The organism is Streptomyces sp. NPDC057271, from assembly GCF_042668715.1.
In the GTDB taxonomy this organism is placed as follows: Bacteria; Actinomycetota; Actinomycetes; order Streptomycetales; family Streptomycetaceae; genus Streptomyces.
On record NZ_JBHUYJ010000010.1, the window covers coordinates 51,567 to 72,167 of the forward strand.

Annotated in this window: 18 protein-coding genes and 2 pseudogenes; 6 read left to right on the forward strand and 14 right to left on the reverse strand. The window is 70.1% G+C overall.

From position 1 onward, the window contains the following. A pseudogene (locus ACFUJR_RS07580) lies at nt 1–1,188 on the forward strand (hypothetical protein); the annotation flags it as partial. Between the two features lie 72 nt (nt 1,189–1,260). Here ACFUJR_RS07580 and ACFUJR_RS07585 read toward each other — a convergent pair. From ACFUJR_RS07585 to ACFUJR_RS07615, 7 genes are all read right to left on the reverse strand, one after another. After that, on the reverse strand, nt 1,261–3,030 hold the full coding sequence (locus tag ACFUJR_RS07585) for an IucA/IucC family protein (protein ID WP_383172755.1): 1,770 nt from the start codon (nt 3,028–3,030) through the stop codon (nt 1,261–1,263). After that, complete coding sequence (locus tag ACFUJR_RS07590) at nt 3,027–3,650, reverse strand: GNAT family N-acetyltransferase (RefSeq protein ID WP_383172753.1); 624 nt, start codon at nt 3,648–3,650, stop codon at nt 3,027–3,029. Before ACFUJR_RS07590 ends, ACFUJR_RS07585 begins: the two co-directional genes overlap by 4 nt. Beyond that, a complete protein-coding gene (locus tag ACFUJR_RS07595; RefSeq protein WP_383172752.1) occupies nt 3,647–4,930 on the reverse strand; it encodes a lysine N(6)-hydroxylase/L-ornithine N(5)-oxygenase family protein in 1,284 nt (427 codons plus the stop codon). The genes ACFUJR_RS07590 and ACFUJR_RS07595 overlap by 4 nt, the downstream gene beginning before the upstream one ends. Further along, the gene (locus ACFUJR_RS07600; protein WP_383172750.1) at nt 4,917–6,389 is read right to left on the reverse strand and encodes a pyridoxal phosphate-dependent decarboxylase family protein; all 1,473 of its coding nucleotides are present in this window, start codon (nt 6,387–6,389) and stop codon (nt 4,917–4,919) included. Before ACFUJR_RS07600 ends, ACFUJR_RS07595 begins: the two co-directional genes overlap by 14 nt. A gap of 126 nt (nt 6,390–6,515) precedes the next feature. Further along, a complete protein-coding gene (locus tag ACFUJR_RS07605; RefSeq protein WP_383172749.1) occupies nt 6,516–7,358 on the reverse strand; it encodes a siderophore-interacting protein in 843 nt (280 codons plus the stop codon). 3 nt (nt 7,359–7,361) lie between these two features. Beyond that, entirely contained in the window at nt 7,362–8,408 is a 1,047-nt protein-coding gene (locus ACFUJR_RS07610) for an ABC transporter substrate-binding protein (RefSeq protein WP_383172748.1), read from the reverse strand. A gap of 81 nt (nt 8,409–8,489) precedes the next feature. Then, on the reverse strand, nt 8,490–8,951 hold the full coding sequence (locus tag ACFUJR_RS07615) for an ATP-binding protein (protein WP_383172746.1): 462 nt from the start codon (nt 8,949–8,951) through the stop codon (nt 8,490–8,492). 85 nt (nt 8,952–9,036) lie between these two features. Here ACFUJR_RS07615 and ACFUJR_RS07620 point away from each other — a divergent pair, with 85 nt between their 5' ends. From ACFUJR_RS07620 to ACFUJR_RS07630, 3 genes are read left to right on the forward strand one after another with little or no spacing between them, the layout of a single operon-like run. Further along, nucleotides 9,037–9,885, forward strand: a complete 849-nt coding sequence (locus tag ACFUJR_RS07620; protein WP_383172745.1) for a Scr1 family TA system antitoxin-like transcriptional regulator — start codon at nt 9,037–9,039, stop codon at nt 9,883–9,885. Beyond that, nucleotides 9,845–10,129, forward strand: a complete 285-nt coding sequence (locus ACFUJR_RS07625; RefSeq protein ID WP_383172743.1) for a DUF397 domain-containing protein — start codon at nt 9,845–9,847, stop codon at nt 10,127–10,129. The genes ACFUJR_RS07620 and ACFUJR_RS07625 overlap by 41 nt, the downstream gene beginning before the upstream one ends. Nucleotides 10,130–10,138: 9 nt before the next feature. Beyond that, nucleotides 10,139–10,687 carry a GNAT family N-acetyltransferase gene (locus ACFUJR_RS07630; RefSeq protein WP_383172742.1) on the forward strand — a complete coding sequence of 183 codons (549 nt, stop codon included), beginning with the start codon at nt 10,139–10,141 and terminating at the stop codon, nt 10,685–10,687. Nucleotides 10,688–10,924: 237 nt separating this feature from the next. On the opposite strand, the gene ACFUJR_RS07635 is transcribed toward ACFUJR_RS07630, so the two are convergent. From ACFUJR_RS07635 to ACFUJR_RS07665, 7 genes and pseudogenes are all read right to left on the reverse strand, one after another. Beyond that, nucleotides 10,925–11,713: an alpha/beta fold hydrolase gene (locus ACFUJR_RS07635; protein ID WP_383172740.1), complete on the reverse strand. Its 789-nt coding sequence runs from the start codon at nt 11,711–11,713 to the stop codon at nt 10,925–10,927. Between the two features lie 166 nt (nt 11,714–11,879). After that, nucleotides 11,880–12,518: an HAD family hydrolase gene (locus ACFUJR_RS07640; protein WP_383172739.1), complete on the reverse strand. Its 639-nt coding sequence runs from the start codon at nt 12,516–12,518 to the stop codon at nt 11,880–11,882. 136 nt (nt 12,519–12,654) lie between these two features. Beyond that, a pseudogene (locus ACFUJR_RS07645) lies at nt 12,655–12,858 on the reverse strand (GNAT family N-acetyltransferase); the annotation flags it as partial. Between the two features lie 69 nt (nt 12,859–12,927). Beyond that, a complete protein-coding gene (locus tag ACFUJR_RS07650) occupies nt 12,928–14,091 on the reverse strand; it encodes an acyl-CoA dehydrogenase family protein (protein ID WP_383172737.1) in 1,164 nt (387 codons plus the stop codon). A gap of 8 nt (nt 14,092–14,099) precedes the next feature. Next, the gene (locus ACFUJR_RS07655; protein ID WP_383172735.1) at nt 14,100–15,035 is read right to left on the reverse strand and encodes a hydroxymethylglutaryl-CoA lyase; all 936 of its coding nucleotides are present in this window, start codon (nt 15,033–15,035) and stop codon (nt 14,100–14,102) included. Next, nucleotides 15,032–17,161, reverse strand: a complete 2,130-nt coding sequence (locus ACFUJR_RS07660) for an acetyl/propionyl/methylcrotonyl-CoA carboxylase subunit alpha (RefSeq protein WP_383172733.1) — start codon at nt 17,159–17,161, stop codon at nt 15,032–15,034. The genes ACFUJR_RS07655 and ACFUJR_RS07660 overlap by 4 nt, the downstream gene beginning before the upstream one ends. Nucleotides 17,162–17,169: 8 nt before the next feature. Further along, nucleotides 17,170–18,777 (reverse strand): carboxyl transferase domain-containing protein, encoded by a 1,608-nt coding sequence (locus ACFUJR_RS07665; RefSeq protein ID WP_383172731.1) that lies wholly within the window; start codon nt 18,775–18,777, stop codon nt 17,170–17,172. Nucleotides 18,778–18,864: 87 nt separating this feature from the next. Between ACFUJR_RS07665 and ACFUJR_RS07670 the strand changes: the two genes are divergently transcribed. Both ACFUJR_RS07670 and ACFUJR_RS07675 read left to right on the forward strand, forming a co-directional pair. Continuing rightward, nucleotides 18,865–19,452, forward strand: coding sequence for a TetR/AcrR family transcriptional regulator (locus ACFUJR_RS07670; RefSeq protein ID WP_383172729.1), 588 nt, complete (start codon nt 18,865–18,867; stop codon nt 19,450–19,452). A gap of 220 nt (nt 19,453–19,672) precedes the next feature. Continuing rightward, nucleotides 19,673–20,458: a phosphatase gene (locus ACFUJR_RS07675; protein ID WP_383172727.1), complete on the forward strand. Its 786-nt coding sequence runs from the start codon at nt 19,673–19,675 to the stop codon at nt 20,456–20,458. Nucleotides 20,459–20,601: the final 143 nt, after the last annotated feature.

A 20,601-nucleotide genomic window follows, 5' to 3' on the forward strand; every position in this document is an offset into this window, starting at 1 on the left:
GTAGGGTTCGACAACAAGGTGTACAGCACGTTCTGGAATCCTGGGCACGGCTGGAACGGGGAGTGGTTCCCGCTGCCGGGGCAGCATGTGTTCGATCACCAAAAGCAGCGGATTGCGGCGGTGTCGCGCAATCCTGAACAGCTCGACTTGTTCGTGGTCGGGTTCGACAACAAGGTGTACAGCACGTTCTGGAATCCTGGGCACGGCTGGAACGGGGAGTGGTTCCCGCTGCCGGGGCAGCATGTGTTCGATCATCAGGTACAGCGGGTCGCGGCGGTGTCGCGCAACCCGCACCAGCTCGACCTGTTCGTGGTCGGGTTCGACAACAAGGTGTACAGCACCTTCTGGGTGGATCCGGCACAGTTCGCCCTCCGCGCCATCGAGGACCACTGGAACGCGCAGGGCGCCCATCTGTCGAAGATCGGCCTTCCGGTTGGAAACACGATCGCCGTGCGCGGTGTCAACGGTGGATACCAGGCCGACTTCCGGTCCGGTGTCGTCAAAGCCTTCATCCACGAGGCCGGTCACCCGCTCGTCGTCGAAGACGTACCCGGCGACTGGGTACGCGTCTGGTGGGTGGGGGTCGAGTGCGGTATCCGGCAGGAGGCCGAGGACGAGATCTACGGGACCGTGTACTGCCATGCGCCCGGGCGCTTCGCGCCGGCGAAGGTCGCCATCTTCCCCGGTGGCAACGAAACCCTGAACATGGGAAAGCCTGGCGCGCGTGTAGCCCTGACGAACGAGCTGCTCTACGAGGGACCGCTCGTGAACGTGACTCTCGGGGTCACATTGCTCGAGAACGACTCCGGAGACGTCGAGGAGATCTCCAGAGAAGTGGCCGACAAGATCACGGAGGCGAGTGCGTCGCTCCTGAGCGGGCTGACGGGGGTGCCGGCAGAGGCGGTGAACAATCAGACCTGGTACAAGGACGGTATCGGGTCCATCGTGGGTCTCGTGCTGGACGATCTGTTCGGCATCGGGGACGACGCCTACCTACCTGCCGCAAAGCTCGTGCAGTGGGAGACGCTGGCCAGGTTCCCTTCCCTCGGCAGTTACCAGCGACCGGGCGAGCCTCAGGTCATCCCTGCTTTCAGTGATTTTCTCGATGTCACCGGGGTCGACGACGCCGGGGACCGTGGCCATTACCGGTTCTACTTCCTCTTCGAGCACGCGAACCCTCCCGGATGATGCGGTGGGGAAGAGATGTGAGCCCCGACGGAGGACCGTACTCCGTCGGGGCTCACACCGGTCCGGGGGAGGTCAGACGAACCGCGCGATCGGGTTCACCAGGTCGCCGATCAGCTGGAGCGCCGCCGACGGGTCCGACAGGTCCACCATCTGCCTGTTGTTGCGCAGCTGCAGGCGGTTGAGGGCGGAGAGCGCGAACGTCTCCGCGAACATGTCGTACCGCGCGAACTTCTCCGCGAGCTCCGGCTTCGACTCCTGGTAGTCGCGCACACAATCCGCGACCGTCCGCCAGAACGCCTCCTCGTCGAGCGTGCCCTCCGCCGCCAGCGTCGCGGCCAGGAAGCGGAAGAAGCAGTCGAAGACGTCGGTGAAGATCGACAGCAGCTTCATGTCCTCGGGGACGTCGGCCCGGACCCGCTCCACCGCCGGCGGCAGTACCGCGGCCGGGTCCATCACGCAGATCTCCTCGGCGATGTCCTTGAACACCGCCCGGACGATCGCGCCCCGCTCGTCGAGGACCAGGATCACGTTCTCGCCGTGCGGCATGTAGACCAGGTCGTAGGCGTAGAAGCTGTGCAGCACCGGCAGCAGGTACGCGTCCAGGTAGCCGCGCAGCCACTCCGTCGGGGCCAGGCCCGAGTCCTTGATCAGGGCGCCCGCGAAGGACGCGCCCTCGTGGTCGACGTGGAGCAGCGAGGCCATCGTCGCGAGCCGCTCACCCGGTGCCAGGGAGGCCACGGGGGACTCGCGCCAGAGCGCGGCGAGCATCTTGCGGTAGGGGGAGTAGCGGTCGGTGGCGGCCTCGTACTCCAGGTGACGGTAGCCGACCGCCGCCCGCTCGCGGATGATCGAGAAGCGGGCCGCCGTGAAGACGGAGTCGGACTCGATCAGCCCGGCCAGCCAGTCGTTGATCGCCGGGGTCGCCTCCATGTACGCGGCCGAGAGGCCCCGCATGAAGCCCATGTTGAGGACCGACAGCGCCGTCTTGACGTAGTGCTTGGCGGGATCCGCGGTGTTGAAGAAGGTACGGATCGACTGCTGCGCCAGGTAGGCGTCGTCGCCCTCTCCCAGGTAGACCAGGCGCTCCTGGGCGACCTCGGCGGCGAAGGTGACCGACAGCTTGTTCCACCACTGCCAGGGGTGGACCGGCATCAGCAGGTAGTCGGCCAGGTCCAGGCCCCGCTCGGCGAGGATCGCGGCGAAGCCGTCGACCGCCTTGTCGCCCAGCTCGGCGCGGATGAACGCGTCGTAGTCGATGCCCGCGCCGGCCGTGAAGGTGGTGCGGTCGCGCCGCGCGGCCAGCCAGATCAGGTGGATCGGGGCGGCTGCCTCGGGGGCGTACGCGCGGTACTCGTCGACGCCGAAGCCGAGCCGGCCGTTGTTGGCGACGAAGCAGGGGTGGCCCTCGGTCATCCCGGTCTCCACGGCCTGGAAGTCCGCGCGGGCCAGTTCGGCGGAGGTGACCGGAGGCTTGGTCGACTTGTACGCCGTACCGGCCAGGGTGGAGGAGATCTCCTCCAGGTAGACGGGCAGGATCTCGTCGTTCAGGCCGAGCGAGCCGCGCAGTTCGGTGACGAACTGGAGCGCGTCGAGCGGGAGGTCCTCGTCGCCCCGGTGGCGGCTGATGGAGTCGGCGTGGATCTGCCAGTGGTCCAGGGCGTACCGGTCGGCGGTGAAGCGGTACTCGACGGCGCCGTCGTCGCTGAGGACCCGGTAGCGGTCCTTCTCCAGCTCCTGCGGGTCGAGCAGCCGCTCGTGGGCGAACTCGGCGAGGCCCTTGCGGATCAGCGCGCGGTTGGCGTCCGCCCAGCGGGCGGGGGTGAGGTGGGCGACGGGGTTCACTGGGACTCACTTCCGACGAGCAGGTTCCGGACGCTCGACCCGCCGTCGTTCTCGCCGGGGGTCCGGGGGTCCTCCCCCGGGAGTTCGCCGGACGCGGCGACTCCCACGGCGGCCTCGAACCGGGCGCGGGTGCAGAAGCTCAGCAGGGCCTTCTTCTCCGGCTTCTGGATCTCCCGCTCGGGCACGAAGCCGACGGCCTCGTTGAGCGCGTGGACGGCCTTGTTGGCCACGTCCGGCTCGACGACGACGCGCTCGGTGGCCGGGTCGGCGAACAGCTCGTGCATCACGGCGGTGATCACGGCGCGGGTGAAACCGTGGACGGGGGTGTCGGTGGGCGCGACCAGGAAGTGCATGCCGACGTCGCCGGGCTGCGGCTCGTAGAGCCCGACCAGCTCCAGCCGGGAGGGGTCGTACCGCTCCATGAGGACCGCGGGCTCCCCGTCCACCAGGCCTATGAAGGCCTCGTGGTGCGGGTTGGCGGCGAACGCCATGTACTCGCGCTCGACGTCCTCCAGTCTCGCGTCCTGCATCATCCAGAAGGCGGCCTTGGGGTGCGTGACCCAGGGGTGGATCAGCTGGGCGTCCGCGAGCGGATCGAGGGGGCGGAAGCGGATGCTCATACTGCGAACTCCTGGAACGCGATGGTCTTCTCGACGGGGTAGTAGTCGTAGCCCAGCATCGCTCCGATGATGTACGCGTTGCGGTACGCGCCCATGCCCAGGTCGGGCGAGGTGATGGAGTGCGTGTGCACGGAGGCGTTCTGCAGGAAGACGCCGCGACCCGTCGTGTCGATCGAGTAGTTGCGGGCCACGTCGAAGCGGCCCCGTCCGTCCCACATGAGGCGGTCCTTGACCGGCTCCAGGAAGGCGGGGACGGCGTACTTGTAGCCGGTGGCGAGGATCAGGCCCTCGGTCTCCACCGTGAAGTCCTTCTCCTGCTCCTCCTGGTGGAAGCCGAGCGTGTACGTGCCGCTCGTGTCGTCGTACGCGGCGGAGTGCAGCGCCGAGTTGGTGAGCAGACGGGTGGGGACCGGGCCGGCCAGGTTCTTCTGGTACAGCAGGTCGAAGATGGCGTCGATCAGCTCGCCGTCGATGCCCTTGAACAGGTTCTTCTGCCCGCTCTCCAGGCGGTACCGGGTCTGCTCGGGCAGCGCGTGGAAGTAGTCCACGTACTCCGGCGAGGTCATCTCCAGCGTGAGCTTGGTGTACTCCAGCGGGAAGAAGCGCGGGGAGCGGGTCACCCAGTTGAGCCGGTAGCCGTGGACGTCGATCTCGGAGAGGAGGTCGTAGTAGATCTCCGCCGCGCTCTGCCCGCTGCCGACCAGGGTGATCGACTTCTTCTTCTGGAACGCCGCCTTGCTCTGGAGGTAGCGCGAGTTGTGGATCAGGTCGCCGCCGAGGCCATGGCAGGAGTCGGGGACGTACGGCGGCGTGCCGGTGCCGAGCACGATCCGGCGGGCGCGGAAGGTCTCTCCGGCCTCGGTCGTCACCACGTACTCCTCGCCGGCCTCGTCGTACGCGACGGAGGAGACGGTCGTGGAGAAGCGGATGCCGCGCAGCTTGTCGGCGGCCCAGCGGCAGTAGTCGTTGTACTCGGTCCGCAGCGGATAGAAGTTCTCGCGGATGTAGAACGAGTAGAGCCGGCCCTTCTCCTTCAGGTAGCTGAGGAAGGAGTACGGGGACGTCGGGTCGGCCATCGTGACGAGGTCCGACATGAACGGGGTCTGGAGGTGCGCGCCCTCCAGGAACATCCCGGAGTGCCACTCGAAGTCGGGTTTGGACTCCAGGAAGAGGCCGTTGAGTTCGTCGATCGGCTCGGTGAGGCAGGCGAGGCCGAGGTTGAACGGACCGAGCCCGATGCCGATGAAGTCGTACGTGTCGGGGGTATCAGGCGTGGACAAGGGTCTCTCCCAGGTACTGCTCGGCGTGGCCGGCTATCAGGTCGAGGACGGCGGCGATGTCGGCCACGGTCGTCTCGGGGTTGAGCAGGGTGAACTTCAGGTACTGGCGGCCGTCGACCCTGGTCCCGGCGACGACGGCCTCGCCGGAGGCGAAGAGCGCCTTCCGGGCGTGGAGGTTGGCGCGGTCGATCTCGGCGGGCGAGGTGACGTTCTCCGGGATGTAGCGGTAGACCAGCGTGGAGAGCTGCGGCTCGACGACCACGTCGTAGCGCGGGTCGGCGGCGAGCAGGGCGAAGCCGGCCCCGGCCAGGTCGCAGACCTCGTCGAAGAGTTCGCCGACCCCGTCGGCGCCCATCACGCGCAGGGTCATCCACAGCTTCAGGGCGTCGAAGCGGCGGGTGGTCTGGAGGGACTTGTCGACCTGGTTGGGGATCTTCCCCCACACTCCTTCGGACGTGGGAGGTGCCCCCTTGTCCCCGGTCTGACGCGGATTGAGGTAGTCCGCGTGGTACGTCGCGTGGCGCAGGGTGGCCCCGTCGCGTACCAGGACGGCGGAGGAACTCACCGGCTGGAAGAAGGACTTGTGGTAGTCGACCGTCACCGAGTCGGCGCGCTCGATGCCGTCCAGGAGGTGGCGGCGGGTGAGCGAGGCGAGCAGTCCGCAGCCGTAGGCGGCGTCGACGTGCATCCAGGCGCCGTACTCGTCGGCCAGCGCGGCGATCTCGGGCAGCGGGTCGATGGAGCCGAAGTCGGTGGTGCCGGCGGTGGCGACGATCGCCATCGGGACCAGGCCCTCGGCGCGGCAGGCCGCCAGCTCGGCGGCGAGGACGACGGACTGCATCCGCTTGTTCCGGTCCACCGGGATGGAGATGACGGCGTCGGGGCCGAGGCCGAGGAGGCCGGCCGACTTCTGGACGCTGAAGTGACTGCAGTCGGATGAGAAGACGCGCAGCTTGGACAGGTCCGTGGTCTTCGCCTCTTCGCGGGCGAGGAGCAGGGCCTGGAGGTTGGACTGCGAACCGCCGCTGGTGAACACGCCGTCGGCCGAGGGACCGAAGCCGATGCGGCCGGTGGTCCAGTCGATGAGCTTGCGCTCGATCAGGGTGCCGCCCGCGCTCTGGTCCCAGGTGTCGAGCGAGGAGTTGACCGCCGAGAGGACGGCTTCGCCGAGTACGGCGGGGATCACGACCGGGCAGTTGAGGTGGCCCAGGTAGCGCGGGTGGTGGAAGTAGACGGCGTCGCGGAGGTAGACGCTCTCGAGCTCGTCGAGGGCGGCGGAGGAGTCGCCGAGCGGCTTGTCGAGGTCGACGGCGTCGATGGTCGGCGCCAGCTCCGCGGGGGTGACGCCGCTGAACGGGCGTCGCGTCGAAGCGAGTTTCTCCGCCACCCGCTCGACTCCTTCGGTGACGGAGCGCCGGTAGCTCTCCGCCGTGGCGTCGTTGAGCAGGTGGGAACGCATGGGGATGGTCCTCCGGACGGAAAAGGGACGAGGGGTGTTGCGATGCGTAAGTAAGGTTAGCCTAACCTAACTTCGCATCGCAACGCGCCCTCGCCCCTCAGGGGAGTGGGAGTTGCCGTCCCTACCTCACGATTCGTCCTCGGGCGCCTCGCGCAGGGCGTCCTCCGACAGCCCCTTGCGCCAGTAGCCGACGAACGTGACCCGGCGACGGTCGAGTTCACGCTCGCGCACGAGGTGACGGCGCAGCTCCTTCACCGAACCGGACTCGCCCGCGATCCAGACGTACGGCGCATCGCCCGGCAGCTCCGCGGCGCGCACCGCCTCCACGGCGGACGGCGCCCCCTCCTCGCGAACCAGCCAGGTGACGGTCGCGTCGGCCCGCGTCGCCAGTTCCAGGCGGTCACCGGAGTACGGGACTTCGAGGTAGACGTGGGCGCGGGTCTCGGCCGGCAGCCACTCCAGGATCGCCGAGGCGGCCGGCAGGGCCGTCTCGTCCGCCCAGATGAGGACGGAGTCGGCGTCGTCCGGCAACTGGAAGCGGACGCCGGTGTTGGCGGGCGTCGCCGGGCCGAGCACGACGACCCGGTCACCGGGCTCGGCCCGCTGCGCCCAACGGCACGCGGGGCCACCGTCCGTGTGGAGCGCGAAGTCGATGTCGACCTCGTCCCGCGGTTCCGTGCGCTGCTCCCGGACCGTGTACGAGCGCATCACGGCCCGCTCGTCGTCCGGCATCGCGCGCCAGGCCCCGAGGATCGCGTACATGTCGGGGCCGTCCAGCGGTGGCAGGACGGGGGCATCCTGGCCGGGGTGCGGCAGGAAGAGGGAGAGCGACTGGTCACGTCCGCCGGAGGCGAACGACTTCAGGTCCTCGCCCGTGAAGGTGACGCGGACCAGGGACGGGCCGAGCCGCCGCGTCCGGTCGACCTGAAGGCTGAAGAACTGGAACGGGGCGGTCTCGGCGCTCGTCATGGGTCAGGCCACCTTCTTCGCGTTCTCCAGGGCCTTCGCCAGGTCCTCCATGAGGGGAGCGCACTTGGCGTACGAGTAGATCGGCTCGGTCACGCGCGGGAAGACCTGGCCGGCCTTGACGGCGGGCAGCGCGGCCCAGGTCGGCTTGGCCTTGAGGGCCTCCGGCTGCAGGGCCGAGGTGCGGTTGTCGAGCAGGATGACGTCGGCCTTGTACTTGTCGACGTTCTCCCAGCTCAGACCCTCGAACCAGCCACCCTGGTCCAGCTTGTCGGGGGTGATGACGTTGACGCCCAGCTCCTGGAAGTAGAGCGTGTCGGTCGGCCGGACCGGGGTGGAGACGTAGAACAGGTCGGGGGAGCCGGAGCCGATCAGGACCCTGATGTCCTTCTTGCCCTTGGCGGCCTGGCGGACGCGCTCGGCGGCGGCCTCGAAGCGGGCCTTGTCGGCCAGGATCTGCTTGGTCTTCACATCGGCGCCCAGCGAGGCGGCGAGGTCGGCGTGGCGCTGGAGGACGGCCGGCATCGACTTGTCGGCGGCCCACAGGGCGACGCTCGGGGCGACCTTGAGGATCTTGTCCTTCTGCTCGGCCGGGACGTACCAGAGGTCGTTCTTCTCCCACATGTCGGTGATGAGGAGGTCCGGGTTGAGCTTGAGGTACTCCTCGATCTTGAACTCGCCCCAGACGTTGCCGATGATCTCGACCTTGGCGATGTCGAGGTCACCGGCCTGGACGTCCGGCTTCTTCTCCTTGGTCTTCGGGTCCTCGACGTAGGTCGGGCCGAAGACGCCCTTGACCTCGATGCCGAAGTCCTTGAGGGCGGCGGCCATTCCGGTGAAGGCGACGATGTTCTTCGGGGTGGACTTCGCCTCGACCGCCGTACCGCGGTCGTCGGTGAACTTCCACGCACCGGCCTTCTCCGAGGAGCCGGCGGAGTCGCCGCCCTTGGTCTCGCTGCCGCAGGCGGCGAGCGCGGCGCCGAGCCCGAGGGCGCCGCCGGCGGCGAGCAGGCCGCGACGAGTGAGGGAGGTGGCTCGGGCGTTGCTGGGCATGGCGAAGTCGCTTTCGGTACGTGCCGGGGACGGCGTTCGGCCTGGGGAAGTCGAAGGTAGGTTAGCCTAACCTCAGATCGATCAGTAGGGGTGATCGCTGGGCTCTACATCACATGCCAGAGGCATATGGCAGTCCTGTGCGTCGCACTCGAACCACACGCTCTTGCCGTTCGGTGACGGCTCCACGCCCCAGCGATCGGTCACCGCCTCGACGAGCGCGAGCCCCCGCCCGCCCTCCGCGAGCGGCTCGGCCGCCTTGGCGTACAGGACTCCCGGCACCGTGTCGGCGACCTCCACCCGAAGCCCGTGCGGCTCCCGCAGGATCAGCACGGTGCAGCGCCGCCCGGGAACGTGCCGTACGACGTTGGCGACGAGTTCGGTGAGGGCGAGCTCGGCGTCGTCGGCGAGAGGGGCGAGCCCCCAACGGCCGAGGAACACGCGGAGGATGCGACGCATGTGACCGGCGGAGTGCTCACCGACGGTGAAGCCCATGCGGTAGCTGTTCCGAAGTCGGGGTGGATGGAGGTCGGTTGCGTGGTTCATGCCACCAGGGTGGGCGCGGGTCGTTACGCTCGGCTACGGACCGAACACAACGCCTCGCGGCGTGAGCTTGGGGGTGACACTCCTCGTGGTCAACATCCGCAGCCTGGATCCGAGCGCCTCGCCGCTGGACTACTACGGCTCCGAACTCCGGCGGTTGAGGGAGGAGGCGGGGCTGAACCAGCAGCAGTTGGGCGACATCGTCTTCTGTACCGCGTCGCTGATCGGCCAGATAGAGACAGCGAAGAAGGTCCCCACGCGAGAGTTCTCGGAACGGCTCGACGCGGCGCTGATGACGGGCGGGCTGTTCTCGCGGCTGGTGGGGCTGGTCCTGAAGAGCCAGTTGCCGACGTGGTTCCAGCCGTATGCGGAGCTGGAGGCGAAAGCGACCTGCATCTACTCGTTCCAGGCGCAGCTGGTTGACGGACTGCTCCAGACCTCGGCGTACGCGCGGGCGGTGCTCGGCGCCCGGTTCGAGGATGATCTCGACGCCAAGGTCGCCGCGCGGATCGAACGCCAGCGCGTCCTGGAGCGGGACGCCCCGCCGTTGATCTGGGTCGTGATGAGCGAGGCTGTCTTACGCCAGGAAGTCGGCGGACGCACGGTCATGCGAAACCAACTCGCGCACTTGTTGGCCATGCAGGAGCGGGAGTGGGTGAAGATCCAGATCCTGCCGTTCGAGGCTGGGGCTCACACGGGGCTGATGGGCTCGTTCAACCTGCTGCGGTTCGACGGTGATCCCGACATCGTCTATACGGAGGACTTCATTCAGGGGCACATGACCGCTAACTCGGCAGCCATCAGGGAGGGTTCGCTCCGTTACGATCACCTTCAGGCCGCTGCGTTCTCCCTGGAGGACTCGACCGCACTGATTGCCCGCGTAATGGAGGAACGTCATGGGGACCAACCAAAACCGGCCGGGCGTGAGTTGGCGTAGGTCGTCGTACAGTGGCGACACCGGCGGTCAGTGTGTCGAGTGCGCCCCCCTCGGCTCCGCCGCCTGGCGCAAGTCCTCCTACAGTGGCGATACCGGCGGGGAGTGCGTCGAGGTCGCCGACCGCGCCGCCCACGTAGCAGTCCGGGACTCCAAGAACCCCGAGGGCCCCGCCTTCCTGGCGAGCCCCGCCGCGTTCACCGCGTTCGTGGCCGCCACGGCCCGGGGGGACCTCGCCCGGCCCTAGCATGGGGCCATGTCGGAGACGCCCTCACGAGTCGAACTGTGCCCGCTCACCCTCGACGACCAGGGCGAGTTCTGCTCGCTCGTCCGGGCCAGCGCCGAGCTCCACACGCCGTGGATGCAACTGCCTGCGAGCGCGGAGGAGTTCCACGCGTGGATGCGCCGTTTCGACGACGGCACCAACCGGGGGTACCTGATCAGGGTTCGGAAGACCGGCGCGGCCGCCGGCATGGTCAACATCAACTCGATCATCCGCGGCCGTTACCAGGGCGCGTCCCTCGGCTACGCGGCCTTCGCCCCGTCCGCGGGGCGGGGGTACATGGCCGAAGGCCTTACCGTCACCCTGCGACACGCCTTCGACGACCTGCGGCTCCACCGGCTGGAGGCGAACATCCAGCCCGGCAACAAGGCGTCCCTGGCCCTGGTCCAACGCCTGGGCTTTCGTCATGAGGGCCTGTCGCCCGCCTATCTCTTCATCGACGGGGACTGGCGCGACCACGAGCGGTGGGCCATCACCGCACCGACGCCGTGGACGCCCGACCCTTCCCTTCCCGAGGTCTAGGTTCAGTGCCGGACGGACAACGAGACCCGCTGGTGGGATGGCGCCCTGCCACCAACGTGAACGTGTCCGTGGCGGCTCGGACCCGACAACAGCGCCTGGTGGTAGACCGGGGGCGAACACTACGACCGGGCAGACCGACCATGTCCCCGAGGCCGGCCACGCGGGGCCGGCTCTCGGTCTTCGCGTTCCCGCATCAGAGCGGTGCGGGAACGTCCGAAGATCATTTACGGGACGTCCTCAGGCGTGTGCGCGGCAGAAGGCGCGCACCGCTGCCGTGAAAGCCTCCGGCGCCTCCAGGTTGCTCATATGGCCCACCGCGGGGAGTGTCACCAGTTCGGCATGCGGGATGGCGTCCTGGAAGGCGTGGGCGACCTCCAGGGGGGAGCGGGCGTCTCGCTCGCCCCACAGCAGCAGGGTCGGCACCGTGATCCGGGGCAGCAGGTCCGTCTCGTCGGCCTCGGCCATCAGGGAGAGCTGGACGGCCATGCTCTCCGGCCGAACGTCCCGGCTCATGGCGTCCAGCAGCACCGCGAAGCGCTCCGGCGGGCCGGCGGCGTAGAGCCCGGGCAGCGTCGGGTCGAACTCCTCCCGAGGCACCGCGAGCATCCGCTGTGCCCCCTCGACCCGCGCCGCGACCTCCTCCGGCGGCAGCGAGCCCTTCCAGCCGGCGTACGTGTCCACCATCAGCAGCGACCGCACCAGGTCCGGCCGCCACCGGTACAGCTCCAGGACCACCGTCCCGCCCCAGGACAGCCCCGCGACGTGCGCGGGCCCGAGCCCCACGTCCTCGATCACGGCGGCGAGGGCGCGCGCGAAGTCCTCCAGCCCGAAGCCGGCCGGCAGCGCCCCGGACCGCCCGGAACCCGGCTCGTCCCAGGCCACCACCGTGAACTCGTCCGCCAGCGCTTCGACTTGCGGCTGCCACATCCGCCCGTCGACCCCGGCTCCGTGAGCAAGGACCACGAGCGGTCCCCGCCCCTTCCGCGTATAGGCGACGTCGACGCCACCGACCCGCACCACTGCCATACCTCCAGGCTAGGGGGTCTTGACGGTTCTTGTGGATCGGGAGACTCCGCCGTGATCCACAAGGCACCCCTGGGCCTGGGCGGGCGATCGGGAACAGCGCGTCGGCGGAACGACACGACCCGGAGGCGTCGGCGGTCGGCACCGCTGAAGGCCGGCCAGGCGGACGTCATCCGAGCGGGACAGGCCCTGCGACCCGGGGACCAGCGTCCAGATGAGCCGCGATGCGCGTGATCGTCCGGGCGTTGTCCTCGAACAGATGCGCCTGCATGCCCGCCGCCTGGGCAGCCTCGACGTTCACCGCGAAATCGTCGATGAACAGACAGCTCTCCGGCCGCACCTCAAGGCCGGCGCACGCGGCCTCGAAGGCACGTGGGTCCGGCTTCTCGACGCCGATCTCGTGCGAGTACACGATGTGCTCGACCAGTTCGTCGAATCGGTACAGCGCCGTCTCCCGCTCCCTCGCGCCGACGAAGCTGTTGCTGAGGATGCCCAGCCCGCAGCTTCCTCGCAGCCCCCTCACATAGGCGATGAGTTCCTCGTTGGGCGTTCCCAGGTACTCCGCCCAGAGATCAGCCATGAAGGCTTCCACCTGGGGCGCGTCGAGCCCCAAGCGTGCTGCCACCTGCTCGTGAACTTCTGGTTCGCTGATACTCCCGACGCTCCCGGCTTGCCACACGTCGCGCATCCGCTCATGCACAGTGCCGAGCGGCAACTCCAGCGTCTCTTCCCACCGCTGCACCCACCCCGTTGCCGGCGTGATCTCCAGAACGCCCCCGATATCGAGAATGACGCAGGTCGCAGTCACGCGGCCCCCTCTTCGTCCTGCCCGGCTGGTGAGCGCGGACCGCTCGCTCGTTTGATCTAAGGAGACACTCTCGCCGTTCCCTCGGGGGCGAGGTCAAGCGATCGTGAAGCCCTGTTGCAGCCCTGGTGCGAGCCCGTCACGGCAACGTGCGTGTGAGCCAGGCCACTTCGCCGTTCTCCTCCATCGACACACGGTCCCGCTCGAAGCCGAGCTTCTCCAGGACGCGGAGCGACGGCGCGTTCCACGTGCCGACGGTCAACCAGAGCCGTCTCCGTCCGGTCGCGATCGCGGCGTCGAGTACCGCGGCAGCCGCCTCGGTGGCGTAGCCGCGTCCGTGCGCGCATCGCGAACGCGCCCGGCCTCCCTCGGGACACCGAGGGAGGCCGGGCGCTGGATCGCGATGCGGGGGTCAGGCCGACACGAGGCCCAGTTCGCGGGCGATCAGCATGCGCTGGACCTCGCTCGTGCCCTCGCCGATCTCCAGGATCTTGGAGTCGCGCCACATGCGGGCCACGGGGTACTCGTTCATGAAGCCGTAGCCGCCGTGGATCTGTGTGGCCTCGCGGGCGTTGTCGACGGCGACCGTGGAGGAGTACAGCTTCGCCAGTGCCGCCTCCTTCTTGAACGGCTCGCCAAGGACCAGGCGCGAGGCCGCGTCCCGCCAGCCGATCCGGGCCATGTGCGCCCGCATCTCCATGTCCGCGATCTTGAACTGGATGGCCTGGTTGTCGCCGATCGGGCGGCCGAAGGCGTGACGTTCCTTCGCGTACTTCACGGACTCGTCGACACAGCCCTGCGCGAGTCCGGTCGCCAGCGCCGAGATCGCGATCCGGCCCTCGTCGAGGATCCGGAGGAACTGCGCGTAACCGCGGCCCTCCTCGCCGAGCAGGTTCGCCGCCGGTACGCGGACGTCGTCGAAGGACAGCTCGCGGGTGTCCGAGGCGTTCCAGCCGACCTTGGAGTAGGGCGCCGCGACCGTGAAGCCGGGCGTGCCGGAGGGGACGATGATCGAGGAGATCAGGGGCCGGCCGTCGGGCTTGCGGCCGGTCACGGCGGTGACGGTGACCAGGCCCGTGATGTCCGTACCGGAGTTGGTGATGAAGCACTTCGAGCCGTTGATGACCCACTCGTCGCCGTCACGGACGGCGGTGGTGCGGGTGCCGCCGGCGTCGCTGCCCGCGCCGGGCTCGGTCAGGCCGAAGGCGCCCAGGATCTCGCCCGAGCACATCCGGGGGAGCCACTCCTGCTTCTGCTCCTCGGTGCCGAAGCGGTAGACCGGCATCGCGCCGAGCGAGACGCCCGCCTCCAGGGTGATGGCGACGGAGGAGTCGACGCGGGCGAGTTCTTCGAGCGCGATGCCGAGGGCGAGGTAGTCGCCGCCCATGCCGCCGTACTCCTCCGGGAAGGGCAGGCCGAACAGGCCCATCCGGCCCATCTCGCGGACGATCTCGTACGGGAACTCGTGGCGCTCGTAGTAGTCGCCGATCTTGGGCGCGACGACGTCGTGCGCGAACTCCTCCACGGTGCGGCGGAGTTCCTCGTGCTCTTCGGAGAGCCGGTGGTCGAGGGACATGGGGTTCGTCACTCCTTGTGGGAGAGGGCGCGGACGGTACGGGACGGGCTCGGTCGGCCCAGTTGCTCGGCCATCCACACGCTGGTGGCGGTGAGGGCGGCCAGGTCGACCCCGGTCTCGATGCCGAGGCCGTCGAGCATCCACACGAGGTCTTCGGTGGCGAGGTTGCCCGTGGCGCTCTTGGCGTACGGGCAACCGCCGAGGCCGCCGGCGGAGGCGTCGACCGTGGTGACGCCGTGCTGGAGGGCGGCGAGGGTGTTGGAGAGGGCCTGGCCGTAGGTGTCGTGGAAGTGCACGGCCAGGCGGGAGGAGGGCACCCCGGCCTCGTTCAGGCTCTGGAGGAGCCGGGTGACGTGACCGGGCGTGGCGACGCCGATCGTGTCGCCGAGGCTCAGCTCGTCGCAGCCCATCTCGGCGAGGGCCCTGGTGACGCGGACGACCTGCTCGACTGGGACGGCCCCCTCCCAGGGGTCGCCGAAGCACATGGAGAGGTAGCCGCGGATGCGGAGGCCCTGCTCTATGGCGCGGGTGACGACGGGCTCGAACATGGCGAGGGCCTCGTCGACGGTCCGGTTGAGGTTGGCCTTCGCGAAGGACTCCGTGGCGGAGGCGAAGACGGCGATCTCGCGGGCGCCGAGGGCCATGGCGCGGTCGAGACCGCGCTCGTTGGGCACGAGGACCGGGAGCCGGGCCGGCACGTCCTTGAGGAGCGGGAACAGCTCCTCGGCGTCCGCCAGCTGGGGCACCCACCTGGGGTGGACGAAGCTGGTCGCCTCGACGGTGGAGAGCCCGGCGGCGGCGAGCCGCCGCACGAACTCGGCCTTCGTGGCGGTCGGGACCACGGTCTTCTCGTTCTGCAGGCCGTCGCGGGGGCCGACCTCGTGGATCCGGACCCGGGCCGGAAGCCCGGGCGCGGGCACGTGCATGGGCAGGCCCGTGGTCATGATTCCTCCCTCGGGGTCACCACGGCGAGGATCTGGTCCATGGCGACGGTGGAGCCGGGGGTGACGTCCAGCTCGGTGACGGTGCCGGCGTGCGGGGCGGAGATGACGTGCTCCATCTTCATGGCCTCGACGACGAGCAGGCTCTGCCCGGCCTCGACCTCGTCCCCGACCGCGACCTTGACCACGGTGACGGTGCCGGGCATGGGCGCCGCCAGGGTGTCGGCACCGCCGTGACGCGCGCCGGTGAGGGCGGCGGCGACGGGGTCGTGGTCCTGGACGTGCCAGGAGTCCCCGTCGCGTCCGAGCCAGATCCCCTCCGGGGAGGGGGCGAGGTGGAAGCGGTGGGCGATCCCGTCGAGGTGGAAGGAGAGCTCCCCCACGCCGCCCTTCCCCGAAACCCTGCCGGGGGCGAGCGGGCCGCCGGCAGCAGCCGGGTCGGTCTCCGGCCGCGCGACGAGCGCGAGCCGCGACGGCCCGCCGCCGGCGGCGGGCGACGAGGCTTCGCCCGTCGGGTCGGTGGCCGACACCCCGGCGTCGCCGGGCGTGGTCGTGCCGCCCGCTGCGCCGAGCAGCAGCTCGGCTTCGGACGCCGTACCGCGGACGCGGACCGTCACCGGGTCGTGGCCCGGGACGCGGAAGTGGTGGGGGGTCCAGGCCGGCCGGCCGCCGAGGCGCCACCCGGAGGGGGCGTCGAAGGGGTCCGTCCAGGCGCCCGCCCGGAGCGCCGCCGGCGGGTACTGGCGTACCAGCGCCGCCGCCGCGTACACCTCCGGCGGTACGGACGCGTCGATCAGGCTCGCCGCGTCCCGTTCCACCAGGCCCGTGTCCAGCTCGCCGCTGATGACGTCCGGGTGGGCGAGGAGGCGGCGGACGAAGCCGGCGTTCGTCTGCACGCCCAGGGTGACCGTGTCCGCGAGGGCCGCGCGGAGGCGGCGGAGAGCCGTGGGGCGGTCCTCCGCGTGGACGATGACCTTCGCGAGCATCGGGTCGTAGAGGCTGCCGACCTCCGTGCCCACGCTCAGGCCCGAGTCCGTGCGCGCCCCCTCGCCCTGGGGCTCGCCCAGTGCCAGGACCGTGCCGCCCGAGGGGAGGAAGCCGCGCGCGGGGTCCTCGGCGCAGATGCGGGCCTCGATCGCCCAGCCGTCCAGCCGGACGTCCGGCTGGCCAAAGCCCAGCCTCTCGCCCGCCGCGACGCGCAGCTGCCACTCCACCAGGTCGATGCCGGTGATCAGCTCCGTCACCGGGTGCTCCACCTGGAGACGGGTGTTCATCTCCATGAAGTAGTACGAGGACGGGTCCCCGCCGGGCACGATGAACTCGACCGTCCCCGCGCCCACATACCCGCACGAGCGCGCCGCGTCGACCGCCGCGGCGCCCATCTCCGCACGGATCTCCGGCGTCAGCAGGACGCTCGGGGCCTCCTCGACGATCTTCTGGTGGCGGCGCTGCAGCGAGCACTCGCGCTCGCCCAGGTGCACCACGTTGCCGTGGCCGTCCGCCAGGACCTGGATCTCGATGTGCCGCGGCCGGTCGATCCACCGCTCCACGAGCAGCGTGTCGTCCCCGAAGGAGGAGCGCGCCTCGCGCCGGGCCGCCGCGATCTCGTCGTCGAGGGTCGACAGGTCGCGGACGAGCCGCATGCCCTTGCCGCCGCCGCCCGCCGAGGGCTTCAGCAGGACCGGGGCGCCCAACTCGCGCGCCGCCGCCGCCAGCTCCGGATCGGCCGCGCCGGGCACGACCGGCACGCCCGCCGCCTTCACCGTCTCCTTCGCCCGGATCTTGTCGCCCATCAGGGAGATCGCGGACGCCGGAGGACCGATGAAGACCAGACCCGCGTCCGCGCACGCCTGCGCGAAGCCCGCGTTCTCGGCGAGGAAGCCGTAGCCCGGATGGACCGCCTGCGCGCCCGTCCGGCGCGCCGCGTCGAGGAGCGCCTCGACCGAGAGGTACGACTCCGAGGCCGCCGGCGGACCGATCCGTACCGCCGTGTCCGCCTCACGCACATGACGCGCGTCGGCGTCGGCGTCGCTGTAGACCGCCACCGAACGCACGCCGAGCGCCCGCAGGGTGCGGATGACCCGGACCGCGATCTCGCCGCGGTTGGCGACGAGCACTGTGTCGAACATGGACTCCCTCACATCCGGAAGACGCCGAACTGGGGGTCACCCAGGGGCGCGTTGGCACAGGCCGTCAGGGCGAGACCGACCACCTGGCGGGTCTCCATAGGGTCGATGACCCCGTCGTCCCAGAGCCGCGCCGACGCGTAGTAGGCGTTTCCCTGGGTCTCGTACTGCGCGCGGATCGGGGCCTTGAAGGCCTCCTCGTCCTCCGCGCTCCACTCGTCGCCGAGCTGGTCCCGCTTGACCGTCGCGAGGACGGAGGCGGCCTGCTCGCCGCCCATGACCGAGATCTTGGCGTTGGGCCACATCCACAGGAAGCGGGGCGAGTACGCCCGGCCGCACATCGAGTAGTTGCCCGCGCCGTACGAGCCGCCGACGACCACGGTCAGCTTCGGCACCCTCGTACAGGCCACGGCCGTCACCATCTTGGCGCCGTGCTTGGCGATGCCGCCCGCCTCGTAGTCCTTGCCGACCATGAAGCCCGAGATGTTCTGCAGGAACAGCAGCGGGATGCCGCGCTGGTCGCACAGCTCGATGAAGTGCGCGCCCTTCTGGGCGGACTCGGCGAAGAGGATGCCGTTGTTGGCGACGATCCCGACCGGGTGACCGTGGATCCGGGCGAAGCCGGTGACCAGCGTCTGGCCGTACTCGGCCTTGAACTCCTGGAAGCGGGAGGCGTCCACGATCCGGGCGATGACCTCGCGGACGTCGTACGGGGTGCGGGAGTCCACCGGAACCGCGCCGTAGAGCCCCGCCGGGTCCACCTTCGGCTCCTCCACCGGCTCGACCGACCAGGGCAGTTCGCCCCGGGCGGGCAGGGTGGCGACGATGTTGCGGACGATGCGGAGCGCGTGGGCGTCGTCCTCGGCGAGGTGGTCGGTGACTCCGGACGTACGGGAGTGCACCTCGCCGCCGCCCAGCTCCTCCGCCGTGACGACCTCTCCGGTCGCGGCCTTCACCAGCGGTGGTCCGCCGAGGAAGATCGTGCCCTGGTTCCGTACGATCACGGCCTCGTCGCTCATCGCCGGGACGTACGCGCCACCGGCCGTGCAGGAGCCGAGGACCGCCGCGATCTGCGGGATGCCGGCACCCGACATCCGGGCCTGGTTGTAGAAGATCCGGCCGAAGTGCTCGCGGTCCGGGAAGACCTCGTCCTGCATCGGCAGGAACGCGCCGCCCGAATCCACCAGGTAGAGGCAGGGGAGACGATTCTCCAGCGCCACCTCCTGGGCCCGCAGGTGCTTCTTCACCGTCATCGGGTAGTACGTGCCGCCCTTGACGGTGGCGTCGTTGGCGACGATCACGCACTCGCGGCCCGAGACCCGCCCGATGCCCGCGATGACCCCCGCGGCCGGAGCCGCGTCGCCGTACATGCCGTTCGCGGCGAGCGGGGCCAGCTCCAGGAACGGGGAACCCGGGTCCAGGAGCGTGTCCACGCGGTCGCGCGGCAGCAGTTTGCCGCGCGCGGTGTGCCGGGCGCGCGCCCTCTCGCCCCCGCCGAGCGCCGCCGCGGCGAGCTTGGCGCGGAGTGTGGCCGAGAGCTCGTGGTGCGCCGCCTCATTGGCCTGCCAGGCCGCCGACGCGGGGTCCGCCGCGCTCGTCAGCACAGGTGCCTGCTGCATCTCTCGAGCTCCCTTGCTCGGTTAATGAGCGTTAACGTATGTCGTTCAGGTTAACGACCGCTAACCCGGTTGTCTAGAATCGCTTCCATGACCACCACCGCCAGGACCGACGCACCCACGCGACGCGAGCAGATCCTCAAAGAGGCCGCTCGCCTCTTCGCCGAGCGCGGCTTCCACGGGGTGGGCGTCGACGAGATAGGGGCGGCCGTCGGCATCAGCGGCCCCGGGCTCTACCGGCACTTCCCCGGCAAGGACGCGATGCTCGCCGAGCTGCTCGTCGGGATCAGCGAGCGGCTCCTGGACGGCGGCCGGCTGCGGGTCGCCGAGGGGTCGGTCGGCCCGCGGGCGCTGCTCGGCTCGCTCATCGACGGGCACATCGACTTCGCGCTCGACGACCGGCCGCTGATCACCCTGCACGACCGGGAGCTGGACCGGCTCAAGGACGAGGACCGCAAGCGCGTGCGTCAGCTCCAGCGGCAGTACGTGGAGCTGTGGGTGGCGGTGGTGCGGGAGCTGTACCCGGCGGCCGGGGAGCCGGAGGCGCGGGCCGCGGTCCACGCCGTCTTCGGTCTTCTGAACTCGACGCCGCACCTCGCGGCGCTGGGGCGCCAGTCGATGGAGGAGCTGCTGCGGCGACTGGCGCACGGGGCGTTCGGGGCGCTCGCGGAAGCGTAGCCACCGGTCCACGGGGTGAAATGCGAGTGAGCCGAAGGGCGCCCGCGGGTGCCGAGAGGGAGTGGGGGCACCTCCCGCCGAAGGCAGGGGGAGCGCACAGGTCCTGAGGAACGAAGGACCGAGCACGGTCGACCGTCGGCGCACGCAGAGGGGCGACCGGAGGCGAACCGGCCCGTGAATCGGGCCGCCGGTGTCGCGGCGGCCCGGCAGAATGAGGCCCATGCCGATACTCAGTCGCCCCGCCCTTGTCGAGCACCTCGTACGGACCCGGATCGCGGGCGATGTCGCCACCCCGCGCGACAACAACCTCTCCCACTACCGCAAGCTCGCCAACGGCGACCGGCACTACTGGCTCGGTCTGGAACTGGGCGACCGGTGGGCGGACGAGCAGGACGTCCTCGCCGTGATGGCCGAGCGGTGCGGGGTGAACGACGACCCCGCCCACCGCACCGGGCAGGACACCATCGACCCCGAGCTGACCGTCGACGCCCTCGACCGGGCGGCGGCGCGCCTGCGCAAGGCCGCCGCCGGGCGGGAGCGGGTGCTCTTCGCGACCGGGCATCCGGGCGCGCTGATCGACGCCCACAGCCGTGTCGCCGCGGCGCTGCGGGCCCAGGGCTGCGACATCGTACGGATCCCGGGCGGGCTCACGGCCGACGAGGGGTACGTCGTCCAGTTCGCCGACGTCGCCGTCTTCGAGCGGGGTGCCAGCCTCTGGCACACCCACTCGCCGGAGCCCATGAACGCGATCCTGGACGGCCTGGAAGCCCTGGGCGAGGCCCGGCCCGACCTGGTCGTCGCCGACCACGGCTGGGCAGGCCGCGCCGGTCAGCGCGGGATCGACTCCGTCGGGTACGCCGACTGCAACGACCCCGCCCTCTTCATCGGCGAGGCGGAGGGAACGATGCAGGTCACGATCCCGCTGGACGACCACGTCATCGACCCCCGCTCCTACGAGCCTCTGACGGCGTACCTGCTGTCCGCGGCGGGCCTGACGCAGGACTGATCTTGCGGGCCCCGCCCCTGTCCGGGCGACCGTCACGTGCGTCGGCGGACCGCCGGGAGGGGGGCGGGTACACCCGGCGGACCGCCGGGAGGGGGAGCGGGTGCGGGTGCCGGTGCGGAAGCCCACGGCACCGCTCCTCCCGC